Source organism: Actinomyces sp. oral taxon 175 str. F0384 (genome assembly GCF_000223355.1).
Lineage (GTDB): Bacteria > Actinomycetota > Actinomycetes > Actinomycetales > Actinomycetaceae > Actinomyces > Actinomyces oris.
Window position 1 is genome coordinate 26,333 of the sequence record NZ_AFUR01000001.1, and the last position, 24,435, is coordinate 50,767.

At 66.0% G+C, this 24,435-nt stretch carries 22 protein-coding genes and 1 tRNA gene; 19 read left to right on the top strand and 4 right to left on the bottom strand.

Going from position 1 to position 24,435, the window contains the following annotated elements:
- Positions 1–64 precede the first annotated feature (64 nt).
- The 3 genes from HMPREF9058_RS13260 (at position 65) to HMPREF9058_RS13265 (ending at position 3,406) form a co-directional block, all read left to right on the top strand.
- On the top strand, positions 65–445 hold the full coding sequence (locus HMPREF9058_RS13260; RefSeq protein ID WP_009406148.1) for a hypothetical protein: 381 nt from the start codon (positions 65–67) through the stop codon (positions 443–445).
- Between the two features lie 51 nt (positions 446–496).
- Positions 497–2,713 (top strand): DUF6571 family protein, encoded by a 2,217-nt coding sequence (locus tag HMPREF9058_RS12840; RefSeq protein WP_009747389.1) that lies wholly within the window; start codon positions 497–499, stop codon positions 2,711–2,713.
- A 174-nt stretch (positions 2,714–2,887) separates the two neighbouring features.
- Entirely contained in the window at positions 2,888–3,406 is a 519-nt protein-coding gene (locus HMPREF9058_RS13265; protein ID WP_139018906.1) for a hypothetical protein, read from the top strand.
- Positions 3,407–3,475: 69 nt separating this feature from the next.
- On the opposite strand, the gene HMPREF9058_RS13680 is transcribed toward HMPREF9058_RS13265, so the two are convergent.
- Positions 3,476–4,402, bottom strand: a complete 927-nt coding sequence (locus HMPREF9058_RS13680; protein ID WP_254654007.1) for a hypothetical protein — start codon at positions 4,400–4,402, stop codon at positions 3,476–3,478.
- A gap of 114 nt (positions 4,403–4,516) precedes the next feature.
- Positions 4,517–5,167 (bottom strand): hypothetical protein, encoded by a 651-nt coding sequence (locus HMPREF9058_RS00100; protein WP_254654008.1) that lies wholly within the window; start codon positions 5,165–5,167, stop codon positions 4,517–4,519.
- A 238-nt stretch (positions 5,168–5,405) separates the two neighbouring features.
- On the opposite strand from HMPREF9058_RS00100, the gene HMPREF9058_RS00105 reads away from it, so the two are divergent.
- The 13 genes from HMPREF9058_RS00105 to HMPREF9058_RS00165 all read left to right on the top strand — a co-directional run bounded on the left by HMPREF9058_RS00105 (position 5,406) and on the right by HMPREF9058_RS00165 (position 19,383).
- Positions 5,406–6,659 (top strand): OmpA family protein, encoded by a 1,254-nt coding sequence (locus tag HMPREF9058_RS00105; protein WP_043537542.1) that lies wholly within the window; start codon positions 5,406–5,408, stop codon positions 6,657–6,659.
- 80 nt (positions 6,660–6,739) lie between these two features.
- Complete coding sequence (locus tag HMPREF9058_RS00110) at positions 6,740–7,405, top strand: DUF3060 domain-containing protein (protein WP_009406048.1); 666 nt, start codon at positions 6,740–6,742, stop codon at positions 7,403–7,405.
- Between the two features lie 258 nt (positions 7,406–7,663).
- Positions 7,664–8,065: a GntR family transcriptional regulator gene (locus tag HMPREF9058_RS00115; RefSeq protein ID WP_009405699.1), complete on the top strand. Its 402-nt coding sequence runs from the start codon at positions 7,664–7,666 to the stop codon at positions 8,063–8,065.
- Entirely contained in the window at positions 8,062–8,889 is an 828-nt protein-coding gene (locus HMPREF9058_RS00120) for an ABC transporter ATP-binding protein (protein WP_009747323.1), read from the top strand. The genes HMPREF9058_RS00115 and HMPREF9058_RS00120 overlap by 4 nt, the downstream gene beginning before the upstream one ends.
- Positions 8,882–9,592, top strand: a complete 711-nt coding sequence (locus tag HMPREF9058_RS00125) for an ABC-2 transporter permease (protein ID WP_009405460.1) — start codon at positions 8,882–8,884, stop codon at positions 9,590–9,592. Before HMPREF9058_RS00120 ends, HMPREF9058_RS00125 begins: the two co-directional genes overlap by 8 nt.
- Complete coding sequence (locus HMPREF9058_RS00130) at positions 9,589–10,314, top strand: hypothetical protein (RefSeq protein WP_009406355.1); 726 nt, start codon at positions 9,589–9,591, stop codon at positions 10,312–10,314. The genes HMPREF9058_RS00125 and HMPREF9058_RS00130 overlap by 4 nt, the downstream gene beginning before the upstream one ends.
- 43 nt (positions 10,315–10,357) lie before the next feature.
- On the top strand, positions 10,358–11,167 hold the full coding sequence (locus tag HMPREF9058_RS00135) for an ABC-2 transporter permease (RefSeq protein ID WP_009405883.1): 810 nt from the start codon (positions 10,358–10,360) through the stop codon (positions 11,165–11,167).
- A gap of 139 nt (positions 11,168–11,306) precedes the next feature.
- The gene (tmk, locus tag HMPREF9058_RS00140; RefSeq protein WP_009747430.1) at positions 11,307–12,095 is read left to right on the top strand and encodes a dTMP kinase; all 789 of its coding nucleotides are present in this window, start codon (positions 11,307–11,309) and stop codon (positions 12,093–12,095) included.
- A complete protein-coding gene (locus tag HMPREF9058_RS00145; RefSeq protein ID WP_009405867.1) occupies positions 12,092–13,345 on the top strand; it encodes a DNA polymerase III subunit delta' in 1,254 nt (417 codons plus the stop codon). The genes tmk and HMPREF9058_RS00145 overlap by 4 nt, the downstream gene beginning before the upstream one ends.
- A 118-nt stretch (positions 13,346–13,463) precedes the next feature.
- Complete coding sequence (locus HMPREF9058_RS00150; protein WP_009747301.1) at positions 13,464–14,048, top strand: hypothetical protein; 585 nt, start codon at positions 13,464–13,466, stop codon at positions 14,046–14,048.
- 81 nt (positions 14,049–14,129) lie between these two features.
- Complete coding sequence (locus HMPREF9058_RS00155; RefSeq protein ID WP_009405565.1) at positions 14,130–15,767, top strand: alpha/beta hydrolase; 1,638 nt, start codon at positions 14,130–14,132, stop codon at positions 15,765–15,767.
- A gap of 250 nt (positions 15,768–16,017) precedes the next feature.
- On the top strand, positions 16,018–17,688 hold the full coding sequence (locus HMPREF9058_RS00160; protein WP_083816330.1) for an alpha/beta hydrolase: 1,671 nt from the start codon (positions 16,018–16,020) through the stop codon (positions 17,686–17,688).
- 87 nt (positions 17,689–17,775) lie between these two features.
- Positions 17,776–19,383, top strand: a complete 1,608-nt coding sequence (locus tag HMPREF9058_RS00165; protein ID WP_043537543.1) for an alpha/beta hydrolase — start codon at positions 17,776–17,778, stop codon at positions 19,381–19,383.
- 136 nt (positions 19,384–19,519) lie between these two features.
- Here the strand turns inward: HMPREF9058_RS00165 and HMPREF9058_RS00170 are convergent, their stop codons facing one another.
- Together HMPREF9058_RS00170 and HMPREF9058_RS00175 are read right to left on the bottom strand one after the other, a co-directional pair.
- Entirely contained in the window at positions 19,520–20,518 is a 999-nt protein-coding gene (locus HMPREF9058_RS00170) for an asparaginase (protein WP_009747591.1), read from the bottom strand.
- 19 nt (positions 20,519–20,537) lie between these two features.
- Positions 20,538–22,085 (bottom strand): amino acid permease, encoded by a 1,548-nt coding sequence (locus tag HMPREF9058_RS00175; RefSeq protein ID WP_009747588.1) that lies wholly within the window; start codon positions 22,083–22,085, stop codon positions 20,538–20,540.
- Positions 22,086–22,401: 316 nt separating this feature from the next.
- Here HMPREF9058_RS00175 and HMPREF9058_RS00180 point away from each other — a divergent pair.
- The 3 genes from HMPREF9058_RS00180 to HMPREF9058_RS00190 all read left to right on the top strand — a co-directional run bounded on the left by HMPREF9058_RS00180 (position 22,402) and on the right by HMPREF9058_RS00190 (position 24,423).
- Positions 22,402–22,474, top strand: a tRNA-Thr gene (locus HMPREF9058_RS00180).
- 613 nt (positions 22,475–23,087) lie between these two features.
- Positions 23,088–23,417: an Lsr2 family protein gene (locus HMPREF9058_RS00185; RefSeq protein ID WP_009406140.1), complete on the top strand. Its 330-nt coding sequence runs from the start codon at positions 23,088–23,090 to the stop codon at positions 23,415–23,417.
- Between the two features lie 268 nt (positions 23,418–23,685).
- A complete protein-coding gene (locus HMPREF9058_RS00190) occupies positions 23,686–24,423 on the top strand; it encodes a phosphoglyceromutase (RefSeq protein WP_009406077.1) in 738 nt (245 codons plus the stop codon).
- Positions 24,424–24,435: the final 12 nt, after the last annotated feature.

Sequence of the window (24,435 nt, forward strand, 5' to 3'; positions counted from 1 at the left end):
ATCTGTGGGTGTTACGGTAAAGTGACCTGGGATTGGAAGTCCGTAGTGAAGCTAAGGAGCCTCGATGAGCGAGAATCCCCCTCCTGCCGATTCGAAAGATGGCAAGTCAAATGATGGGAAGGTCGACAACAAAAAGTTGATTGCCACTAATAATGTTCTTTCCACGGCGAGGACCTCGCAAACTAATCTTCGTGGGTGGTCGCCGACCTCGGGAGGCTCTGTTGAGACCTTGAAGTCGGGACTTGATGGGATATGGGATTCCCCTGTGGCGGAGACGCTGTCTGCAAAGATGACGACGGCTGTTGACTCTGTTGATTCCGATTCTGGAGTCATGGCGACGATTATTAGTGACCTAAGTTCCGCGGCGTCGCAGCAGGAAGCGTATCCAGGGAAAAAAGTTGATCCGAACGAGCATTCAACAGAAGCGAACTGGAAAATATTCTAATCCACGGCAGTTGGCGCACTTTGAAAAACCGAATGACGGAGTACAATAAACATGGCATTCTTTAAGATTGATCCCGAAAAGGCTAAGACGCAGGAGGGTCGCCTGAATGAGTATGGCGCCTTTGTCTCCTCTCAAAGGTCTAAGATCTACAAATCCAGCGAGAATAACTCTCACCCCGTTGGAACAGTGGAAGAGGCTGCACGCGCCTACGGCAGTGCTCCCAGCACTCCTGGGGGGGCGGGTCCTTCTTCTCCTGATGGGTCCTCAACTCAACCTGATTCATTGGGCGGAGACGGGTCGTCAACAACGCTGGCCGGGTGCGCCTCCGCCATCATCGGCTTGGCAAGGGAGCTGAACGCTCGCAGGACAGAGGTCGTCAACCTCAATTCTAATGGGGTTGACAATAAGAATCCTGATGGGACGTACACATACTACCTTCCTGACCCTCCTGAGGGAACAACTGACACTGCGGCCTATTGGGCAAGTATGGATACCGCTTCTAACGTTCGGACATATAATACGCAAGCTGCCGCCAATGCAAAAAAGCAAGCGCAGGAACTTCAAACGGCGGTAAACTCTGGTGACGCGGCGAAAGCCGAGAAACTCAGAGCGGAAATAGAAAAGCATCAAGACGTCCCAGCGTACGGAGCCTCATTTGTGAAGTCTGTCGGAGGGGCTCGAGCCTACCTCACCCTGGTTAACAACGCTAATCAGACGTTCGCGACGGACCCCAACAAAATCCAGCTCATGACAGATACCCTTGGACACCTTCTGGCTGGGGCGTCTCAGCCTGGTGTCGGAGGGGAGGGGCTAGGAAAAGACTTCGGAGTCGCGATTTATACTTCAAAATCGCCGGATGACGCCGCAGCGTTCAACGCGCTTGTGACAACGACTGGAACAAAGTATGGCTCCGGTTTTATTCTTAATGCAGCGGATGTCCTTGAGGAAATAGACCCAAAGACCATCTCGTCTGGAACTACCTATTTAACTACTGAGTATTCAACAGACCCGCTTGCTGGCGTCATGGAACTCATGGCCAAAGATAAAGACCTTTCCCTCGCTTATCTCAGTGGAAAAGGATCGGTCGATAAGGATGGCAATTGGAACCCAGACAAGGACACCCAGCATCGATGGGAAAAGCTCACTTCGCGTGACTGGGACGCCATTCCGGCACCGAAATCATCCAAGCGCAAAGCTGCTCGTCCGATCGAAAATTTTTCGGCTGCACTTGCTCAAGCTTCATCGTTTAGGAATCCCGATGCTGATCACCCCGACGCTGAAGGTGATGCACGGGCAACGTATGCAGCCGCAAAAGGAATGAAGTATTTCGCTAGCGATAAATGGCCTAAAGAGAAGTTTTCGGAAGCGATGCAAAAGAATATGGCTGTGGTTGTTGCGAATTCTCCAGAAGAGTTAGCGGCGGCGAGTTCCGGCAGTTCATACTCAGGGTCCGGGGATGGACCGGGTCTTAACAAATGGGGAGTTGACGCCAAAGATATTTCGACTCTTGTATACAGGTTCGGGAACAATTCGGATGCCATGGCGACAGTATCTGTTGCTGCTGGAAAATATCACGGGAAACGAATTGAGGCTGCCGCTAGCGCCGCTAAGAATGGATCTGGAGAGGAAGACTTTAAAAACAAGTATCAGCAGAGCGCAGCAACGACGGCATACTTGGAGCAGCTTTCTAACATGCGTTTTGATGATGACATCAAAAAGAATAAGGATGATGCAGCTAAGATAGAAGAACAGCGAAATAAAACTGTTGGTACTTCGATGGCCGTTGCGAACACTGCGATCGGTTTGATGATCAGTGCGGCAAGTGCAGGAACAGGGGCTCCAGCTGCGTACTCTATCGCATCGAACATCACGCAACCGATGACAACTGATTTTATATTGAAACAGCTGGGTTCCCCCGAGGTTGATACAACTAACTCGGCCGAGAACTCTTACAACCGTCGCAAAGCTCAAGGGTACGCAATTGTTCTTAATCATGAGATGGCTTCAGGGGAAGGCGTGAAGCCATCTCCTGAGCATAATAAAACGGGATGGTATCGTGAGGACGCCAATGGGCGTCCGTCGATTGATGCGAACTCTCTTAGCAATGAGCAGGTAGCAGAAATGTTAGATTGGAAGAATAACGGAGTTGCGGGTGACAGTAACCTGAGGCCCTTGAACAAAGTGGAGTCATCTGTTGCCGATGGTCAGGTTGATGCTGAACATCAAGTTGCAGGAGGTAAGGCCGCTGCGGCTCCGAGAACAAACTAAGTGGTTTGGTTAGTGGATGCCATTGAGATAGATTCAAAGGTGGGGCGTATGCGACGTTCGTTCATGGGCTTGAGTTGCGCAGTTGCCGCTGTCTTCCTGTTCTCGGGGGTCACCTCATGCGTCCGGGGTGATAGCAAGGGGGGAGGGGACTCCAGTACTCCTTCTGATAGCGCTGTGTTTTCTGCAGATGACACCCTATGTGAAGTGGTCTCGAATCGATTGCTGCTAGAGGGGCTGTCCTTCCATTCTGAAGAGTATGTGTACCGTCACAGTAATGATTCCACTGACCCGACCAAGGTGCCGCAAGAGAGTGCTTTCTACTGTACGATCACAGGGCACGAGAGCGGTGACGACAATCTCTCTTCGCTACTTATCGCATATGCTCCAGGTGGTATCCTGAGTGTGGACAGTGGGCACTTGTTCAGTGAGATTGAAGCCGAGGGGCACGAGCGACTGGTCCTTGACGGAATCGAAGGGCGAGGCTACATGTGGGCGCATGACGATGGGATCTCTGTTGCTTGGCTGTACCCGGATAACCATGCACTTCAGGTGGAACTCGTTTACAATAACTTTTCGGGACACACGTACGGGCCGAAATCGCTCGAAGGTATGAAGGCTTTGGTTCGGGAAATGATTCCCGCCATTCCGCCAGTTGCTGACGGGCCAACTCTGAGGCGCAAGGAGGTGCCATAGGCGCAGCCGTCGTTTCTGCTGCGCGCGGTGGGGCGTGCCCGCGATGTCGTCCCTGCTGCGTGGGTGGATTCAGTTCTGACGGGGGTTCTTGCTGTTGGTAGTGAGGGTCTGGACCTCGGCGACCGGCAGGTTGATGGTGTTGGTGGCGGTGATCGCGGGCAGGTCACCGCCGGAGCCGTCGGTGGCGGTGTAGGTGGCTGAGTAGGCCACGGACACCGTCAGCGGGGTCGTGCCGCCCAGGTGCGCCGAGCTGCGGTTGAAGGAGATGGTGCAGGGGCTCGATCCCTCAGGCATTCCTGAGTGCCAGGCAATACCAAAACCCTGACATGAGGGCTTCCCGTCGGGGGCGGAGAGCTGGAGACCGGCCGAGGCTGCCGTGACTGTCGCCGACGTGGCCCCTGCGGAAGCGGTGACGGTCACCGAGCGCGGGGTGTTGCCCGTGGCCCACACCCAGGTGTCCATCCCGACCAGGGTGGCGCCCTGAGAACCGACCTTGGGGTTGGTCTCAATGGTCGGTTGCGGAATCTTCACCGCCTTCCACGCCGCAGTCGCGAGCGTGCGCCCGGAGATATAGGGCGCCGGCGGCTTCCCACCGTTTTCGCTGTCCGGGACCCACAGGTAAGGTGCCCCATTGGGGGTCATGCGGTTGCGGGCGGCTTGCATGGCGCTCAGGTCCTCGAAGGCGTCCCTGTTGCATTCTACGTGCCACCAGGTTCCCGGTTGCCTATCTTTCATCCATTGCTTGTAACCGGAATACATCCTTTCGACCTCATCTGGCTGATTGAGTTTGCCGCTGTCCTGGATGTCGAAGGCGTCTCTGCCTACCTGCGATTGATCTTTTTGCTTCTCGTAGTAGCAGGAGGGCTTGACGCTTATGGATGTCGACGACGAGACCGTTTCGCCTCCGCCGCCTCCGGATGAGGCTGTCGTGTACTGCTCGGTGATGTTCACCGAGATCTCCCCGCCGCCCACACTCTGCGTCGACGAGGCGTCCACCTGACTGCTGTCCTTCCCGGCATATGCAGTTGGCGCTGCAGATAGGCTGGTGATGAGCAGTAGAAATGCAGTTCCTGTCGCCATTGGTTGCTTGCGCACTTGGGGATCCTCTCGTCAGTTCACCGAGCAGCTGTTGGGGGTGCCACTATCTTCAAGGCTGGCTCGCCAAGTGCCGTTGGGTCCTTGCGTCATGAATGTTGCGGACGGCAGATAGATTTGATTGTTGGGGTCGGTGATATCTTTCCCTTGCGCATCAACTGATGTCATCTGAGTCTTGTCGAGACATGTCGCGACAGTGTAGCCATTACCGTCATTGGAGGCGGTCACTTCGCTCACCGATATTTTTACCGGGGGTCGAGACAGGCTCCCATTCTTCTTAGCGGCGTTGTGTTTAATTTCTGTCAACAACTGACCTGTGGCGACGGTATGCATGGTGTCGAGGCCCTCGTTTCTGAACCAGAGGCGCCAGGTCGCCTTGTCGTAGGCGAAGTAGGCGCGCAGGACCTCGGTCTGGGTGGGGTCGAGGTTCTCCGGGATGGAGACGACCGTGTAGCCCAGGTCCGGGTCGGACATCGACTCCGGGGTCACGGGGCCGGTGCCGGCGGCGCTGCTCGCTCCTGGCGATGCCGAGGCCCCGGCCGACGCCGTCGCACCAGTGGATGCGCTGGCGCTACTGGCTGCGGTGTTCAGTGGTGGCACGGTGCCGCCGCCCTTCGGGCTGCTTGACGAGCACCCGGCCAGCACCAGGGAGCCGGCGAGCAGCACGGCGCCCGCCATCCCCGCGAATCGACGACGAGAACCACGCTGTCTCATGAGTACGCTCCAATCGGTGATAGCCGGAATCAACCGGCAGGCCGCAATGATTCGACTATAGCCCGACAGTCACGGCCGCATCACGGTTGTGCTCCCCATGCCGGAGTCCCCGGGCCTCGTTCCTGCCCTGTCGCAGTCCTGCGACAGGGCAGGAACCGGGCGGCGACAACGATTCAGTAACGTTCAGGGCATGACGAAAGCACTCATCTCCCTGCCCTCCCTGGCCCTCATCACCGCCCTCGCGCTGAGCGGCTGCTCCCTGTCCGTCGGAGGCGGCTCGTCCTCGCAGGCTCAGGGGCAGCAGGCCCAGGCCAGTCAGGCCGGCTCGGACTCCGCCGGCTCCGCGGGAAGCGCCCAGGGCTCCGCCTCCGCCTCGGCGTCGGGAACGGCCGCCTCTGCGGGCCAGGCCGTCGCCGGCTACGAGCCCGGACAGATCCCCCCGATCCCCATGATCTCCCTGCCCGATCTCAGCCTGCTCACCCAGTCCACGGGCGCCTTCACCCCGGATCTCACGCGCTCCATCACCTCTCAGCCCGGCATCACAGTCAGGCCCGCCCGCTGCGACGCGAGCGGATCGCTCGTCTCCGGCTCCACGGTCCTGGGCGGTGATGGCTCGATGACCACGAGCTCGGGGAGCACCTCAGTCACCAACAACGGTGACGGTTCGGGCACCTTCAGCGACGGCAAGGTTTCCATCACCAACAACGGTGACGGCTCGGGCACCTACTCCGACGGGAAGGTCTCCATCACCAACAACGGTGACGGCTCGGGCACCTACAGCGACGACTACCTCTCGGTCACCGTCAACGGTGACGGATCAGGGACCTACAGCAACTCCACCACGGGGGAGTCCATCACCCTCGACGGCAAGGGCTCGGGCACCTACAGCGACGGCAAGGTCTCCATCACCAACAACGGTGACGGCTCGGGCACCTACAGCGACGGCACGATCTCCATCACCAACCTTGGCGACGGCACCGCCATCGTCAACGGCTCCACGATCTCGGCCAAGCCCGTCCCCAAGGCCGGCAAGGTCGGCACCTTCCCCTCCATCGACGCCGCCAAGCCCGTGCAGTCCTGCGGCACCGTCATCACCCTGGAGGACAGCGTCCTGTTCGACTTCGGCTCATCCGAGCTGCGCGGCGAGGCCTCGACCACGCTCACCAACCTGGCCACCGTCATCAAGGACTCCAAGGCCCCCAAGGTTCAAATCCAGGGCCACACCGACTCCGTCTCCGACGACGCCTTCAACCAGAAGCTCTCCGAGCAGCGGGCACAGGCCGTCTCAAGCGCCCTGAAGTCCGACGGCGTGGCCGCCGACCTGGAGGCCGTCGGCTACGGCGAGACCAAGCCGGTGGCCCCCAACGAGAACCCCGACGGCTCCGACAACCCCGCCGGTCGCCGCCTCAACCGCCGCGTCGAGGTCTTCGTCCCGGCCTTCTGAACCGCCGCCCGGCCATCAGACCGCACGTGCATGATGCCCACCCGACCGCCCTCACCACATCTGAATACCGGAGAAGAACCATGTCCCCGACCACTCGTCCCCTCCGTCCTCGCCGCGCAGCCGCCGTCATCCTCGTGGCCCTGTCCCTGACCGGCATCAGCGCCTGCTCCATCTCAGTGGGTGGAGGCTCGACCGACCAGGGAACCGCCGCAGCAGCGGGCCAGGAGGGCTCGCCGTCGGAGCAGCCGGTAGCGTCGTTGCCGTCAACGACTGCGACGACCGCCTCCCAGGCGCCCCGATCGCAGGCCGCTGCGCCCAGTACCCAGGAACAGGCCTCGCCTGCCGCCGTCGGCTCCAGCGCACCCGAGGCCGGCGCCCAGCCCGCGAGTGGTGAGCGCCCCGGCGCTCGGGCGACCATCACCGACAGTGACTGGCTGAGCGACCTGGAGTTCGTGGAGCAGACCGTCTCGGCGAGCCCGACCATGCTCCTGAACAAGTCCGGCGACGACGTCCGTATCGAGGGGGAGGTGAACAGTCTCAGTGTTGCCGCCAACAACACGAAGGTCTTCGCCGACTACGTCGGCCTGCTGACCATCTCCGGCAACAACGTCACCGTCTACGTCAAGGACGTCGACCGCGTCGTCATCAAGGGAACCAACGCGGAGGTGGTCTGGGCCGGCAACAGTCCGAAGGTGGAGGACTTCGGCCACAACACTGAGACCCGCCAGCAGGGAAGCGAGGGCTGAAGCCCCGCCTCGCCGGCCTTCCCCCGCCCGGCTGCCATCGCGGCAGTCGACGGCGCGCAGCGGCGGCGTCTGAAGGGTGCGGTGACCGGACCCGTTCCTGAATCCCGGCGACTGGGCCTGCACCTGGGCCCGGTCGCCGGGGTCGTCTCTGCTCCGAGGCGCCTCGGCCACCGGTGTCCCACACCGAATGCGGTGGACCAGCACTTGACTCCCCCGTGCACATACTGTCTATAGTGTGTATGTACAGAAGGAGTTGCCATGCCGCTCTCGGTCGTCCTGTCCAACACGGCAGGAGTTCCCATCTACGAGCAGATCGCCCAGCAGGTCAGGGACGCAATCCTGACCGGCCAGGTAGAGGCCGACGAGATGCTGCCCTCGATCCGGGCTCTGGCCCGGGACCTGCGCGTCAGCGTCATCACCACCACCCGCGCCTACTCCGACCTCGTCGCCGAGGGCTTCCTGGCCAATGTTCCCGGCAAGGGCTACTTCGTCCTGCCCCGGGACTCCGAGCTGGTGCGCGAGCAGGTGCTGCGGGAGGTCGAGGAGCACCTCGACCGTGCCGTGGAGCGTGCGCGCCTCGCCCAGCTCAGCGATGAGGAGCTCCACACCATGCTTCAGACCATCATCACCACCTCCACCACCTCCAAGGACAAGAAGTGAACCCTGTCGAGATCTCCCACCTGACCAAGCACTACCCGGACTTCAGCCTCAACGATGTCACCTTCTCCGTCCCCGCCGGTTACGTGACGGGCTTCGTCGGGGCCAACGGCTCGGGGAAGACCACCACCATCAAGGCCGCCCTGGGCATGATCCACCCGGATTCCGGCTCGGCCACCACTGTGGGACACGAGCGCATCGGCGTCGTCTTCGATGCCCCGCCCTACAACCCCGAGTGGCGCCTGAAGGACCTGGGTCGCGGCATCGGGCGCTTCTTCCCCACCTGGTCCCAGGAGCGCTACGACGCCGAGCTCCAGGCTGCGGGCCTCAATCCCACCAAGAAGGTCAAGGAGCTCAGTCGAGGCATGGGCATGCGCCTGCAGATGGCGGTGGCCCTGGCCCACGATCCCGAGCTGCTCATCCTCGATGAGCCCACCGGTGGGCTGGACCCCTTGGCCCGCAGTGAGATGGTGGACATGCTCGCCCAGTTCATGGTGGAGGAGGGCCGCACCATCCTGTTCTCCACCCACATCACCTCCGACCTCGATCGGCTGGCCGACTACCTGGTCATCCTCAGTCGGGGCAGGGTCGTGGCCAACGGCACCGCTGAGGAGATCATCGACTCCTTCCGTCTCGTGCGCGGCATCCCCGAGCACCTGACCGACGCCGTGCGCCAGGCCAGCCTCGGGCTGCGCAGCACGTCGCTGGGCTGGGAGGCCATGATGCCGGCCGACGCCGCCGAGGCGCTGACGGACCGCATCGTCGTCGAGGTCCCCACCATTGAGGACCTCGCCGTGCACATCGCCAAGGAGGCGGGCCGTGAATGACCTCATGACCACGGATCGACGCGAGCGCCCCGCCGAGGCGGTCGCAGTGGCCGAGGTGCCGGCCGGCTCGATGACGAGGGGCGCCGCGGCCGGGCCCGGACGGGGCGCTCGGGTGATCTCGCTGGTGCGGTTGCATCTCCTGGGCCTGCGGGGTCCCCTGCCCTCCCTCCTCGGCCTTCTCCTCATTGTCGGCGCCGCCGGCATCGTCTCCGGCAGTATCGCCCCGGTTAGTGGGTTCCTCGCGGGGACGGCCCTGGTTGGGGGCCTCTCGGGAGTGATGGCCGAGCACTCCGACATCAACCGTCTGCTGGCCTCGCTGCCCGTCTCCCGGGCCGACGTCGTCAACTCCTACTGGGCGCTTGCGATCCTGCATCTTCTGGCCGCCTCGGCCCTCTATGCGGCCATAGGCCTCCCTCTGGGCGTACACCCGGGGCGGCTGCTCGTCCTTCCTCTCGTCCTCATCGTGGGGCAGGCCATGGGAATTCCCGTGTTCCTGCACTTCGGGCGTGGGCTCGGTCTGCTCGTCTGGACGGTTTCGATTCTCGCCATCGGGGCGCTGGGCCTGCTGGTATCCAGCTTCGGGCCGATCCGGGACCTCGCTGCGGGGGCGACGGGAGGCGGCCTGCTCCTGGCCCTGGGGGCTGGTGTCCTCATCGGCCTGTGGGTGCTGAGCCACCGCCTCTACCTCAAGCAGGACCAGTGAGCGCCACGATGATGGGGACGACGACGGGGACAGCGCCCGATAGCAGCCGGGGCATCGGAGCGACCGCGGCGACTGGGCAGGCAGGCCCTGAGGGCAGCGGCGAGACGGCGCTCGCCGGGGTGGGGGCAGTGCTGCGACTCGACCTCATCGTGCTGCGCCGTCGCGGTCCACTGCTCCTCCTGCCCCTGGCGCTGGCGCCGTTCATCGCCATGGACGTCCTGGCCGGCCGTCTGCAGACGACGGTGATGGCGGGGGTCGCCCTGGGACTGTGCGCCCAGTACGCCCAGGGGGCCGTCGAGTCCGCTCACCACATGGAGCGCCTCTACGGGGCGCTGCCACTGCGGCGCAGCGAGCTGGTCGGTGCCCGCTGGGTCGAGGGGGTCGCCCTGGCGCTCCTCTCCGGCCTGGTCTGCGTACCGGCGGCCGCTCTCACCGGTGACTGGGGCGGTCTCATGGCCGGCCTGCTCGTCATCTGCCTGTCCGCGGCCCTCGGGCTGCCCCTGTTCCTGTGCCTGGCCCCCGAGCGGGCCCTGTGGGTGTGGGGGCTGTGCCTCGGGGCGGGAGCCGGGGCCCTCTACGGCGGCACCCCACTGCTGGCAGGACCCGTGGCCGAGGTACTGCGCGAGCCGGTGCCAGCCGTCCTGGCTGCCTTGGCCTGCCCCGCCCTCCTGGGCGCCTCCCTGGTGGTGGCCCTCCGCTGGTACGGGCGCCAGGACCACTGAGGCCCGGCCGAGGAAGAAGCGAGAAGAAGTGAGGAGATCGACCATGCCCGAGTCCGTGCCCATGTCCGAGTCCGTCGTGTCTGCTGCGCGGGCCGCAGCCACCCTGCCCGCCGCCGCCGAGTCCCGCGGCACTCAGGCTCCCACTGCTCCTGCGGCGGTGCGGGGGCCGGGTGCCCTGACCCGGTGGGAGACGGTGCGCGCCGTCATGCGCCTGGAGCTGCTCGTCGTGCGGAGGTGGGATACCGGGCTGCTGGTGCTGGCGGTGGTGGCGCTCAGCGCCCTGGGGGTGGCCGTGCCCAGGGTGAGGGAGTGGCTGGGAGTGTTCTACCCGTACCCGGACAGACTGGTGTACTACCTGCTGGGCGCGGTGCTGGTGGTGGGCGTGGATCTGTGGCGGCCCTCCCGTGAGACCCAGATGCGCCAGCTCTACGGGGCACTGCCCGTCAGCCGTCTCGATGTCCTGGCTGCCCGCTACCTCCTGCTCGTGGTCGGCTGGGCGATCATGCTCCTCGGGACCTCCGCAGCGGTGCTGCTCGGAGGTGTGGCATCGGATGATGCCGTGGGCCTGCATCTGACGTTTCTGATCGGCTTGGGGGTGATTGTCGTGGTGATGCCTCCCCTGCTCGTGGCTCGCGGCGGAACCTCCTCCCAGCCGGTGCTCGACCTGTGGGGCCTTGCCGTCTGCGTCATCGTGACTCTGCCCGCGGTCATCGGGGTGGTGATCGCGCAGGAGGCCATGCCCCGGCAGGTGGTGCTGGCCTGGGGGCTTGGGCTCATCGCCGCGCTCTCCGCAGCGGGACTGGGCGCCTCCTGGCAGATCTGTTGCCGTGTCTACCTCACACAGGACCACTGAGAGGATCGCCTGAGAATACGAGTGGTGGTGGTCGGTGAGGACTCCGTTTCACGGATAAGGGCCTGGCTTCGCTCAGTGCGCCCAACGGTGACCGGGATGCGCTCCCGGGACCTTCCCCACGGGCCGTTACCCTGGGCTCGTGACCACCGCTGCCCCGCCCGCTGCTCCCGGCGCCCCCGTCCCGCCCCCGTCCGGCCCCGGTCTGTTCATCTCCTTCGAGGGAGGCGACGGCGTCGGCAAGACGACGCAGATCCGCATCCTCGCCGACCTGCTGACCGCGGCGGACGTGGACCACATCCTCACCCGTGAACCGGGCGGCACGGAGCTCGGCGTCGAGATCCGCCGCCTCCTCCTGCACGGCGGGCACGTCGCCCCGCGCGCCGAGGCCCTCCTGTACGCCGCCGACCGCGCCCACCACATCGCCACCCGCGTACGGCCCGCCCTCGAACGCGGCGCCGTCGTCCTGGCCGACCGCTACCTCGACTCCTCCGTCGCCTACCAGGGCGCGGCCCGATCACTCGGCCCCCAGGAGGTCCGCGACCTGTCCCTGTGGGCCACCGAGGGCCTCCTGCCGAACCTGACCGTCCTGCTCGACGGCGACCCCGACCTCGCCGAGCGACGCACCACCAGCCGCGGCGCCAAGGACCGCCTCGAGCAGGAGGGGGACGCCTTCCGCGTGGCCCTGCGCGAGCAGTTCCTCACCTTGGCCCAGGCCGAGCCCGAGCGCTTCGTCGTCGTCGACGCCGACCGGCCCGTCGACCAGGTGGCCGACGACGTCATCGAGGCCGTTGTCGCCGCCGTGCGCCGCCACGGCGTGCACCTCGCCCACGGCGGGGCCCACCAGGGCGTGCTCCTGGGCCTGGAGGCCTTCGTGGAGGCCGCCGCCCGCCGCAGCGCCGCCGGGTCGGGCGAGGAGGCGGGCTCATGAGCGTGTGGGAGGACGTCGTCGGCCAGGAAAGCGTCGTGGCCGCCTTCACCGCCGCAGCCCAGGCCGCCCGAGAAGCAGCTGAGCAGCGCGAGGCACAGGCCGCCGCCGGTCTCGCCCCCAAGGAAGGATCAGACGGGGGAGCCGGTTCCGCGGCGGCTGCAGCGGCCGGGCTCGCCATGACCCACGCCTGGCTCGTGACCGGCCCACCCGGATCGGGCCGCTCGAACGCCGCCCGCGCCTTCGCCGCCGCCCTGCAGTGCACCGGCCCCGTGCCCGGATGCGGGCAGTGCAAGCCCTGCCGTGACGTCATGGCAGGCTCCCACCCCGACGTCGTGCGCCTGGCCACCGAGAAGCTCATCATCACCATGGAGGAGGTCAAGACCCTCATCGGTGAGGCCCAGCGCCGCCCCTGGACCGGGCGCTGGCGCGTCATCCTCGTCGAGGACGCCGACCGCATGGCCGAGCGCACCACCAACGTCCTGCTCAAGTCCATCGAGGAGCCCCCGCCCCAGACCGTCTGGCTGCTGTGCACCCCCAGCGCCGACGACGTCCTGCCCACCATCCGCTCCCGCTGCCGCCTGGTGACGCTGCGGATCCCGCCGGCCGACGCCGTCGCCGAGCTCCTCGTGCGCCGCGACGGAGCCGACCCCGAGCTGGCCGCCCGGGCCGCCCGGGCCAGCCAGTCGCATATCGGGCTCGCCCGCCACCTGGCCACCGACGCCGACGCCTGGGACCGGCGCCGCCGCCTCCTGCTCGCCCCCGTCTCCCTGCGCAGCGTCGGTGACGCGGTCCTGGCCGCCGCCTCCCTGGTGGAGGCCGCCGAGTCCGAGGCCAAGGAGGCCACCGCCGAGCGCGACGCCCGCGAGAAGGCCGAGCTCACCCGCGCCCTCGGCCTGGAGAGCGACGGGAAGATCCCGGCGGCCCTGCGCGCCCAGATCCGCCAGCTCGAGGAGGACCAGAAGCGCCGCGCCAAACGCGCCCGCACCGACGTGCTGGACCGGGCCATGATTGACCTGCTGTCCTTCTACCGCGACGTCCTCACCACTCAGATGGGCAGCGACGTCGAGCGCGTCAACCTTGACCTGTCCGACGCCGTCGACCAGGCCGCCCGCACGACGAGCCCCGAGCAGTCCCTGGCCCGCATCGCCGCCATCGAGGAGTGCCGCAGCCGCCTGCGCTCCAACGCCGCCCCCCTGCTGGCCGTCGAGGCTCTCATGGTGCAGCTGCGACCCCAGGCCGAAGGAAGCTGAGCGCCATGCCCCATCCGGCCTGGGGTGGGGCATGAGGCCGTCGTCGTAGCACCCAAGCGACCGTCGACGCGCCCGTCAAAACCAGGACGGCCACGGCCCGGTGTGGAAGAGTCGTGACATGACCGTTATACAGCCAGGGGGCGAGGGCGGCGGGCACACCGCTCGGTTCGAGCCGATCATCCGCAGGTCGAGCCCGCAGGAGCGAGTCATCGCCTGGGGACTGACCGCCGTCGGCCTCCTGGGTCTGGCCATCGGGCTGGCGATCATGGCCTCCGGGCAGTACCGGGGAATGCTCGCCTGCTTCGCGGCGGCGGCACTGTGCCTCCTCATGGGCTACCTGACCCTGCGGCCGCGAACCATCTTCGACCGGAGCGGCATCCACAGCAGGACGCTGCTGCGCTCCTACGACCTCGCCTGGCCCGGCTCCCGGGAGGCCTTCGACATCACCCCGCAACCCCGATCCGCCTTGCGTGTCCGCGAGGCAGGCCCGAGCGTGCAGGTGACGGTGCGCGGTGAGGCGGGCACGGTGGTACTGGGAGGAATGAGTACTCGAGCACTTACCGAGCCCAGGGCCCGCTACCTCATGGAGGAGGAGCTCGACCGGCTCTGGGCCTGGGCCGCCTCATGGGGGCTGGTGCCCGCCGAGGACCCGGAGGGCACCGGGACTCGCGGCCGAGAGGGCAACGGCCCATCTCATCCCTGAGAGGGATCACACACTGACCGATCGGTTCATACCATGCTGGGTATGGAAACGAGAACGAAGCATCATCCAAGGAATCGGACCGTGCCTGCGCTCGCGGAGGCGAGGCGACGCCCCGAAGGGCTTCGACGCCGTCGGGTGTCTGCTGGGGTGCTGGCGGCTGTGGCGGGAGTGTGTCTGGGGGTGGGGGCCGGTGCGGTCCCCGCTGCTGCGCTGCCCGCCGCAGGGCCGGCTCCGGCAGCGTCGTCCAAGGCGGCGGTGCCCCAGGGGCTGGAGTCCTTCTATGGTCAGAAGGTCGAGTGGTACGACTGCGTGGCCGCTGCCGGAGTGGAGAGGTCGGCCGAGAAGACCGGTTTTCAGTGCGCCAAGGTCGCCGTGCCGCTGGACTACTCCCAGCCGGGTGGCCAGACCATTGAGATCGCGATGAAGAAGCACCTGGCCACCGGCTCGACGCGTCAGGGCACCCTCTTCGTCAACCCCGGCGGCCCCGGTGCGTCCGGGGTGGACAGCGTCGGCGCGACGGCGACGACGACCTTCGCCGGTGTGCAGAGAGCCTATGACATCATCGGCTTCGATCCCCGCGGCATCGGCTCCTCCACCGCCATCACCTGCAGCACCGAAGCGGAGGCGAAGGCGATGGAGGGAGTCTCTCCAGTCGATGGCGCAGGTGCCCCCATAGCATTCGAGAAGCGGGCCGCCGTCATCTCCGAACGCTTCAAACAGCTGGAGTCCGACTGCGCCGCCCGCACCAAGCCGACTGAGCTGCTCGACCATGTGGACACCGTCTCAGTGGCCCGGGATCTCGATATTCTGCGGGCGCTGTCCGGCGACCAGAAGCTCAACTACGCGGGCTTCTCCTACGGCACCTACCTGGGGGCCACCTACGCCGAGCTCTTCCCGGCCAACACTGGGCGGCTGGTCCTCGACGGCGCCCTGGACCCCAGCCTGAGCTACAACGAACGCAGGCAGGGGCAGGCCCGCGGCTTCGAACGGGCGCTGCGCAACTATGTCGCCTGGTGCCAGTCGGGACAGAGCTGTCCTCTGTCTGGTGGCACCGACGCGGGCGTCCAGCAGATCGGAGACGTCTTCACCTCGGCCAACCAGTCGCCCGTGCCCTCATCGGATCCGAATCGTCCGGTGACGGGTGAGGAGATGAAGCGGATCGTGGGGTTCATGCTCTATTTCCCGGAGAGCTCATGGAGCGCCGTCAGTGAGGCCCTGGGGCAGGTCATCAACCAGCACGACGCCTCAACTTTCAGGGCCATGGCGGACGAGATCGCCGCGCAGCCCCAGGTCAACACCGGAGCGAACATCGGCATCAACTGCCTGGACTACCGGGTCGAGGGCAACATGGCCACCTGGACGGCGCAGAGCAAGGAGCTGGAGAGGATCGCCCCCCGCTTCGCAACCGTCACGGAGGCCGGCGACCTCGGCTGCCAGGCCTGGGGGCACACCGGCACCCAGCCGTCCAAGGCGCTCCACGCCAAGGGGGCCGCGCCGATCCTCGTGATCGGGACGACCGGCGACCCGGCCACTCCGTACGAGTGGGCGGAGGCGCTGGCAGACCAACTGGACTCCGGTCAGCTCCTCACCTGGGAGGGCAACGGGCACGCGGCCTACACCAACTCCGGGCACGGCCCCTGCGTCACCCAGGCGGTCGACACCTACCTGCTCACCGGCACCATGCCTAAGAAGGGACTGACGTGCCACGGCAAGCAGTGAGCTCTCGAGGAACCGCCGCCCTCCGACCGGCGTCCCGCTGAGGGGCGTCAGGGGCTGCGGGTACGCATCACCGTGGTTGGGGAGCCGGAGGCAGGCGCCCCAACCACGGTTCCTTTCTTCTCTCAGATGCCTGCTCATGACGCGGACACGTCCGTTTACTGTTTGTAATATAACGGTTATGAAAAATAGCGTGAATGAATTGTCTGGTCCGCGACGAGTCGGCCCGGGGCGCCGTCGGGTGTCTGCTGGGGTGCTGGCGGCTGTGGCGGGTGTGTGTCTGGGGGTGGGGGCCGGTGCGGTCCCCACTGCTGCGCTGCCCGCCGCAGGGCCGGCTCCGGCTGCGTCGTCTAAGGCGGCGGTTCCCCAGGGGCTGGAGTCCTTCTACAGTCAGAAGGTCGAGTGGTACGACTGCGTGGCCACCGGTGGGATGGAGAAGTCGGCTGAGAAGACCGGTTTTCAGTGCGCCAAGGTCACAGTGCCTTTGGACTACTCCCAGCCGGGTGGCCAGACCATTGAGATCGCGATGAAGAAGCACCTGGCCACCGGCTCGGTTCGCCAGGGCACCCTCTTCGTCAACCCCGGCGGCCCCGGCTACTCCGGGGTGGAGATGGTGGAGAACAACGAGACCCAGTTCTCGCCCACCCTCAACCAGGCCTACGACATCATCGGCTTCGACCCCCGCGGCGTCGGCGCCTCCACCCCCATCACCTGCGATGACGGCGCGGGCCAGCAGCCCGCCAAGGCCGCCCAGGGAGGCATGGGCGTCAACGAGCCCCAACCCGGCTCCCTCGTCGCCGACGTCGCCGGGGACGACCCCACCCCCTTCCGGGACGCTGAGAATCCTGCCGCCGACGGCGGAGTAGAGGCCAATGTCGCCTTCCCGTCCCTGATCGAGGAGATCACCAAGGACTTCAAGCAGGAGGAGGCCAACTGCGCCGCCCACACCAAGCCGGCCGGGCTGCTCGACCATGTGGATACCGTCTCGGTGGCTCGGGATCTTGATGTGCTGCGGGCGCTGTCCGGGGACCAGAAGCTCAACTACCTGGGCTTCTCCTACGGCACCTACCTGGGTGCTCACTACGCTGAGCTCTTCCCCGCCAACACCGGCCGCATGGTCCTCGACGGCGCCGTCGACCCCTCCCTGTCGCTGGGGGACCGGGCCTCCGGGCAGGCCCAGGGCTTCGAGACCGCACTGCGCACCTACGTCCAGCAGTGCCAGTCCGGCCAGGCCGTCCAGGAGGGCCAGAGCTGCCCCCTGACCGGTGATGCCGACGCCGGAGTCCAGCAGGTTCGCACCCTCATCTCCTCGGCCGATCAGGCACCGCTGAAGACCTCAGACCCGAACGTCACCGTGGACGGCAGCACGATCCGCAGCGTCGTTCGCCGATTCCTGTACACCTCCGAGTACTGGCCCCTCCTCACCTACGCCCTCGACCAGGCCATCACCCAGAAGGACGGCTCCTACATCCAGGTGCTCTACGGCAAGGTGGCGGCCGGGGGCAGCGCTCCGACCTTCTATGCCGTCAACTGCCTGGACATCCCCGTCCAGGGCGATATGACCAGCTGGGAGAAGGAGTACCAGCAGATCCTCCAGAGCTCGCCCACCTTCGGCGCCTCTTTGGGTAACCAGGATGCGCGCTGCCAGGCCTGGGGGCACAACGTGACCCGCAAGCCCGCGCCCATCCATGCCAAGGGGGCGGCCCCCATCCTGGTGGTGGGCACCACCGGCGACCCGGCCACGCCCTATGCCTGGTCCCAGGCCCTGGCCGATCAGCTCGAGTCCGGCCGGCTCCTGACCTGGGAGGGCAGCGGGCACACCGCGTACGGCCGCTCGGGGGCCTGCGTCCAGAAGGCCGTCGACACCTACCTCATCAGCGGGACTATGCCCAAGGAGGGGCTGACCTGCAAGAACGGACAGTGAAACTGGACCGTCCCCGCCCCGGGGGCCTCGATGGGAACTTCTTCCCACTCCGTCTCCAGGAGGAGGCCCCCGGTGGCACGGCAGCATATGGTTCACATCGTGACTACTGCGACCTCGCCTCGGCCTCGTATCAAGCCTCTGCTCGTGGCTCTCTCCGCACTTCTGGTGTGCGGGGGCCTGACCGCCTGCCAGGATGACACCGATATCAAGGCAACGCCGGCAACGGCGTCGGCCACGGCAACGATTCCGGCCGGGCTGGAGAGCTTCTACAACCAGAAGGTCTCCTGGTACGCCTGTGACAAGAAGGGGATGGGCGAGGCGAAGTCGGGGAAGGACACCGGCTTCACCTGCGCCAAGGTCAAGGTGCCGCTGGACTACGACAACCCCGGCGGCGAGACGATCGAGATCGCGGTGAAGAAGCGGGCCGCTAGCGGGGACTCCGTCGGCTCGCTGTTCGTCAACCCGGGTGGGCCGGGAGGGTCGGGCATCGAGCTGGTCGAGAGCGCCGGCTCCTACTTCTCCAAGAATCTCACCAGCTCCTACGACGTCGTCGGCTTCGACCCGCGTGGCGTGGGCGCCTCCACGGCGGTCGACTGCCTGACCGACGCCGAGCTCGACGCCGAACGGGCCGGGGCGAACGACCCGGCGACCCCCTCGGCCGCCGCCACCCAGGAGCGGGCGCAGAAGATGGGGGAGGCCTGCGCGTCGAAGACCAGCCCCGCGGGGCTCCTGGACCACATCGACACCATCAGCGCCGCCAAGGACCTCGACATCCTGCGGGCGGTTGACGGCCAGCAGGCGCTGACCTACCTGGGCTTCTCCTACGGCACCTACCTGGGGGCCACCTACGCCGAGCTGTTCCCCGCCAACACCGGGCGGCTGGTCCTCGACGGCGCCGTCGACCCCTCCCTGAGCGCCGCGGACCTGTCCCTGGGGCAGGCCAAGGGCTTCGAGGCCTCGCTGCGGGCCTACGTGCAGAACTGCCAGAGCTCCAAGCTGGGCTGCCCCCTGAGCGGGGACGTCGACTCCGGAGTCTCCCAGGTCCGCGAGTTCCTCGAGTCCACGAAGGCGGCGCCCCTGCCGACCTCCGACGACAAGCGGCCGCTGACCTACGACCTGGCCGTCTACGGGGTGCTGGGCTCGATGTACCAGACCCAGCTGTGGCCCTCCCTCACCCTGGCGCTGTCCCAGGCGATGGGCAAGGTGGGCAGTCCGGACGGAAGCGCGCTGCTGGCCATCGCCGACGCCGTCTCCTCCCGCCAGAGCGACGGCAGCTACTCCGGTAACGGCGCTGAGGCCCTCATGGCGGTCAACTGCCTGGACTACCCGGTCCAGGGGGACAGCTCCTCCTGGGAGGAGGAGGCCAAGGCCGTCAACGAGGCCTCGCCCACCTTCGGCTCCCAGCTGCTCTACCCCGACGCCTACTGCCAGGGCTGGGGCCACACGTCGAGCCGCAAGCGCGAGAAGATCACGGCCTCCGGTGCCGCGCCGATCCTCGTGGTGGGCACCACCGGCGACCCGGCCACGCCCTACGCCTGGTCCGAGGCACTGGCCGATCAGCTCGAGACCGGTCAGCTCATGACCTGGAAGGGCAACGGGCACACCGCCTACGGGCGCTCCAACGACTGCGTCAAGAAGGCCGTGGACACCTACCTGCTCAACGGGACGATGCCGGCCAAGGGACTCACCTGCTGACCATCGCCAGGCCAGCCGGCCCTCCCGGTTCCCGCAGGCCATGAGAGCGGCCCCGGACGACAGTCGCGTCGTCCGGGGCCGATTACTCAGTCGAGCAGCACGGGTGCCGGCGCTGCTCGACTCCTGCTGGCTCGGCTCACTGGCTCAGCTCACCGGCGATGGATCGTCCCATCCAGCCGGCCAGGTCGTCTCCCGTCAGTCCCTGCGAGAGCAGGAACTGGACCTTGGCGTAGGCGGCCTCCAGGGTCATGTCGTGGCTGCCGACGGCGCCACTGCGGGCCAGTGCGTCCCCGGCCTCGTAGTGCCCCAGGAGGACCTCGGACTCGTGGCACTGGGAGGTGACGATGACGGCCGTCCCGGCATCGATCACTCGCTCGACGACGTCGGTCAGCCCCGGCTCCTGGGACGGCACGTTGCCGACTCCGAAGGCCCGCAGGATCACGGCCTCGGGCAGCGGTGTCAGCAGCGCCTCCAGGCGGGCCGCGGTGATGCCCGGGACCAGGTCGACCACGACGACGTCGTGACGGGCGTAGGGGGCGGCGTCCTTCCAACCGGCTCCGGCCCGGGTGCTTGGGGCCCACTGCCACGGGGCGCCAGTGGTGGCCAGAGGAGCCGCATTGGGGGACTCGAAACCGGTGAAGGCCCACGAGGAGGACTTCGTGACCCGGTTCCCGGCCAGGAGCCGATGTCCGAAGAACAGCGCCACCCCGCTCAGGCGCCCGGAGGTGGCGGCCTTGAGCGCCCCAGTGACATTCGCCGCGGCGTCGGTTCCCAGTTCTCCGAGGGGGAGCTGGGAACCGGTGACGACGACCGGAGCGCTCAGATCCGCCAGCGCATAGGACAGGGCGGCACTGGTGTAGGCCATGGTGTCGGTCCCGTGCAGGATGACGAAGGCGGCCTGCGGGTCGGCTGCGGCGTGGGCGCGCAGGTCGTCCACGATCGCCTGCCAGGACAGCGGGGTGGCGTTCGAGGAGTCGATGAGCGGGGCCAGCGAGGTCACCGACACCGAGCGCGCCAGGGGCGTGCCCTCCAGCAGCGAGTGGAGCCACCCCTCCAGATCCGCACCGGGAACGAGACCGTGAGGGGAGTCCACCATCCCGATGGTGCCCCCGGTGTAGATGATGTGAACGTGCATGGGCTCAGCCTCCTGTCGCTCAGGCCTCGTGCGACGGGGCGGATGCGGCTTCGTCCACCTCGTCGGCGAGGACGTCATCGAGCAGGTCGCCCCGAATGCGTCCCCGCACCGCGTACCAGCCTGCCACCATCATGACGGCGACGATGGCGAACAGGGCCAGAGTCCAACGTCCGGCCGGGTCGGCCACGTTCGAGACCACGACGATGGTGAAGAAGGCCAGGGCCGCGTAGTTGGACCAGGGGGCCCAGGGCATCCGGTAGGCCGGGCGCACCTCCTTGCCCTCCTGCACCCGCCGCAGGAAGGCGAGGTGGGTGACGAGGATGGCTCCCCAGGTCCCGGCGATGCCGATGCCGGCCAGGTTCATGACGATGTCGAAGGCGTCACCGGGCAGGTAGGCGTTGAGGACGACGCCGAGCAGCCCCAGGGCGGAGGTGATGATGATGCCCCCGGCAGGAACCTGGTGCTTGTTGAGCCCGGCCGCCACCCGAGGGGCCTCACCGGCCACCGCCATGGAGCGCAGGGTGCGTCCGGTGGCGTACAGGCCGGCGTTGAGGGAGGACAGCGCGGCGGTGAGGACCACGACCTGGATGATGTCGCCGGCATAGGGCACACCGATCCCGGAGAAGAAGGTGACGAAGGGCGACTCGGTCTTGGAGTAGGAGGTGTAGGGCAGGACCAGTGCCAGCAGCATGACCGAGCCGACGTAGAAGACGAAGATGCGCAGAATCATCGAGTTGATCGCCTTGGGCAGGATCTTCTCGGCCTCCGTGGCCTCACCTGCGGCCACTCCCACCATCTCCGTGCCGCCGAAGGCGAAGACGACGCCGAGGGTCAGGGCGAAGACGATCGGGAATCCCTTGGGGAAGAGGCCTCCGTTTTCGAGGATGTTGTGAGCTCCTGCGGTGATCGCGCCTCCCTGGGGGTCCGTTCCGGTGTGAAGCCCGAGAACAATGGCGACGATGGCCACCACCATGAAGGACACGATGGCGGCGACCTTGATGAGCGCGAACCAGAACTCGGCCTCACCGAACATCTTGACGTTGAGCATGTTGAGGATGAAGACCAGGACGAGCGCGATGAGCGCGAAGACCCACTGCGGGACAACCTTCAGAGCCGTCCAGTAGTGGAGATAGTTGGCCACGGCCGTGATGTCCGCCATGACGGTGACCGACCAGTCCAGGAAGAAGAACCAGCCGGTGATGTAGGCGCCCTTCTCGCCGAGGAACTCACGGGCGTAGGAGACGAATGCTCCGGAGGAGGGTCTGCGGATGGCGAGCTCGCCCAGAGCGCGCACCATGAGGAAGGCGAAGATTCCGCAGACGGCATAGGCGAACATCAGCCCCGCCCCGCCCTCCTTGAGTCGGCCGCCGGCACCCATGAAAAGACCCGTGCCGATGGAGCCGCCAATGGCGATCATCTGCAGGTGGCGGTTCTTCAGCGACTTGTTGTATCCGGCGTCGCCGCGGTCCCGGATCTGGTCGGGCTGGGAAGCTCGGGAGGGTGACGGCGACGCACCCGAATGTGGCGCTGGAGAGGTGGGGGAGTGGCTGGACGGAGACTCGCTCATGGGGATCCTTACGGAGAGGGAGACCTGTTGAATGACGTGCGGACAATACCGGGCCTGGATGTTGCGGGTGATTCGGGGCGGCTGTTGGGCTCAGGCGCACTCCTGTCCAGGATGTGCCACGACGTCGTCATGATCCAGTGCTGAGTCGGGGAATCCGGGGAGGCCTGGGGGTTTGGAGGGCTCTTTGTCCTCGACGGTGGTGCCGATGCGGCGAGGCGGGCGGTTAACTGTGTCGAGGAACACGGTTCTCCCCGCGGCGCTGGATTGCGGTGGCGGCCGCGAGGCCGGTATGTTCGGCTCTGCTGCTTGTGCCAGCGCCGCCTTAGCTCAGTCGGCAGAGCGATTCACTCGTAATGAATAGGTCGTGGGTTCGATTCCCACAGGCGGCTCGATCAGCCCCGGGAGGTCATGCCTTCCGGGGCTTTTGGGTTCCCGGCGCCCTGCCCGCAGCCGCTCGGTGTGCCGTCCGGCACATTCGGTGGCCGCAGTGGTCGTTCCTGGCCCGGGTTTTGGGGATGACCGCATGGCCGAAATCCTTCGCCGTCGAGCGGCAAGGGGGTGTCGCGGCTTGACCGGGGAGGATTCTCCTGGCTTGACGTGATGTTCCTCAGGGTGAGGGTGGTGGCGCTTCAGGCATTGTCTTCCGGCTGAGAGAATCCCCCACCGCTATCTGAGAGTCATCTGGGAGATTGGCCGCCTCTGATTGACTGGTCGTTGGATACCTCTATGCAGCGGGAGGAGGTGGGGTGCCATGCCTGGATTGTTCCGCCGAGTCTCGTGGGGATCTCCAAACATGACCTCAGTGCTTTCACAGTTTTCGTCTCAGTCGTCAAGACCTTCGGGGTGGTATGTCATCGCGCATCGCTGGGTGATTGGGGCAGCGGCCGGTAATGGGGGCGACGAATAGCCGTGTTGCATTGAGGGCAACTATTGTTTAATCTAACGTTGTCCGCAGCGGGATACATCCTTCAGGCCCGCTCCCTCCACTCAGAATGAGGAATCATGGCACAGAAGACTCAGGTCATCCTCGTCGACGATGTCGACGGGTCCGAGGCCAATCAGACCGTCACCTTCGCCCTTGATGGCGTCTCCTACGAGATCGACCTGAACGACGAGCACGCAGCCGCTCTTCGTGAGTCCCTTGAGGAATGGATCGGAAAGGCTCGTCGCACCGGCGGCCGCCGTAGTTCCGGTCGTCGTCGTTCCAGCGGCCCCTCTGACACTCAGAAGATTCGCGAGTGGGCCCGTGAGCAGGGCCTTGAGGTTTCTGACCGCGGCCGCGTCTCCGCTGAGGTGCGCAAGGCCTACTACGAGGTCAACCCCGGCAACTGAGGGAACGTGGGGCGCCCGGCTCAGATGCTGCCGGCACCCCGCATCGGGTCATTCTCGAGCTGACTGCCACCTCGCACCACGACTCTGGTTGTGCGCTCAGGCGCATTACCAGGGTCGTTGTGTTTTCAGTACGTGAATTCGTTCCGTGAGCGGGCGGTATCACCGCCGGTCGTGCCTTCGGGGCGATGCGACGGTACCCCACCGTGGAGGCGCTCTCCTGGGCCTCTTGGGCCTCGCGCCATGCCCGTGATCCTGGCAGGATAGGGCCATGGCTTACACCCTCGTACTGCTCCGCCACGGCGAGAGCGAATGGAACGCGAAGAACCTCTTCACCGGCTGGGTCGATGTCCCACTGTCAGACAAGGGCCGCGCCGAGGCCGTCCACGGTGGCGAGCTGCTCAAGGAGGCCGGCGTCCTCCCCGAGAAGCTCTTCACCTCGATGCTGCGCCGCGCCATCATGACCGCCAACCTGTCCCTGGACGCCGCGGACCGCCACTGGATCCCGGTCGAGCGCAACTGGCGCCTCAACGAGCGCCACTACGGCGCCCTGCAGGGCAAGAACAAGAAGGAGATCCGGGACGAGTACGGGGAGGAGCAGTTCATGCAGTGGCGCCGCTCCTACGACGTGCCGCCGCCGGCCATCGAGGCCGGCTCGGAGTTCTCCCAGGACGCCGACCCCCGCTACGCCGGTGAGCCCATCCCGGCCACTGAGTGCCTCAAGGACGTCCTCGAGCGCCTCCTGCCCTACTGGGAGGGCACCATCGTCCCCGAGATCAAGACCGGCAAGACCGTCATGATCGCCGCCCACGGCAACTCGCTGCGCGCCATCGTCAAGCACCTCGACGACATCTCCGACGACGACATCGCCGGTGTCAACATCCCCACCGGGATCCCGCTGGTCTACGAGCTCGACGAGGAGACCCTCAAGCCCCTCAAGAAGGGCGGCCGCTACCTCGACCCCGAGGCCGAGGCCAAGATCGCAGCGGTGGCCAACCAGGGCAAGTGAGCCCCGGCGGCC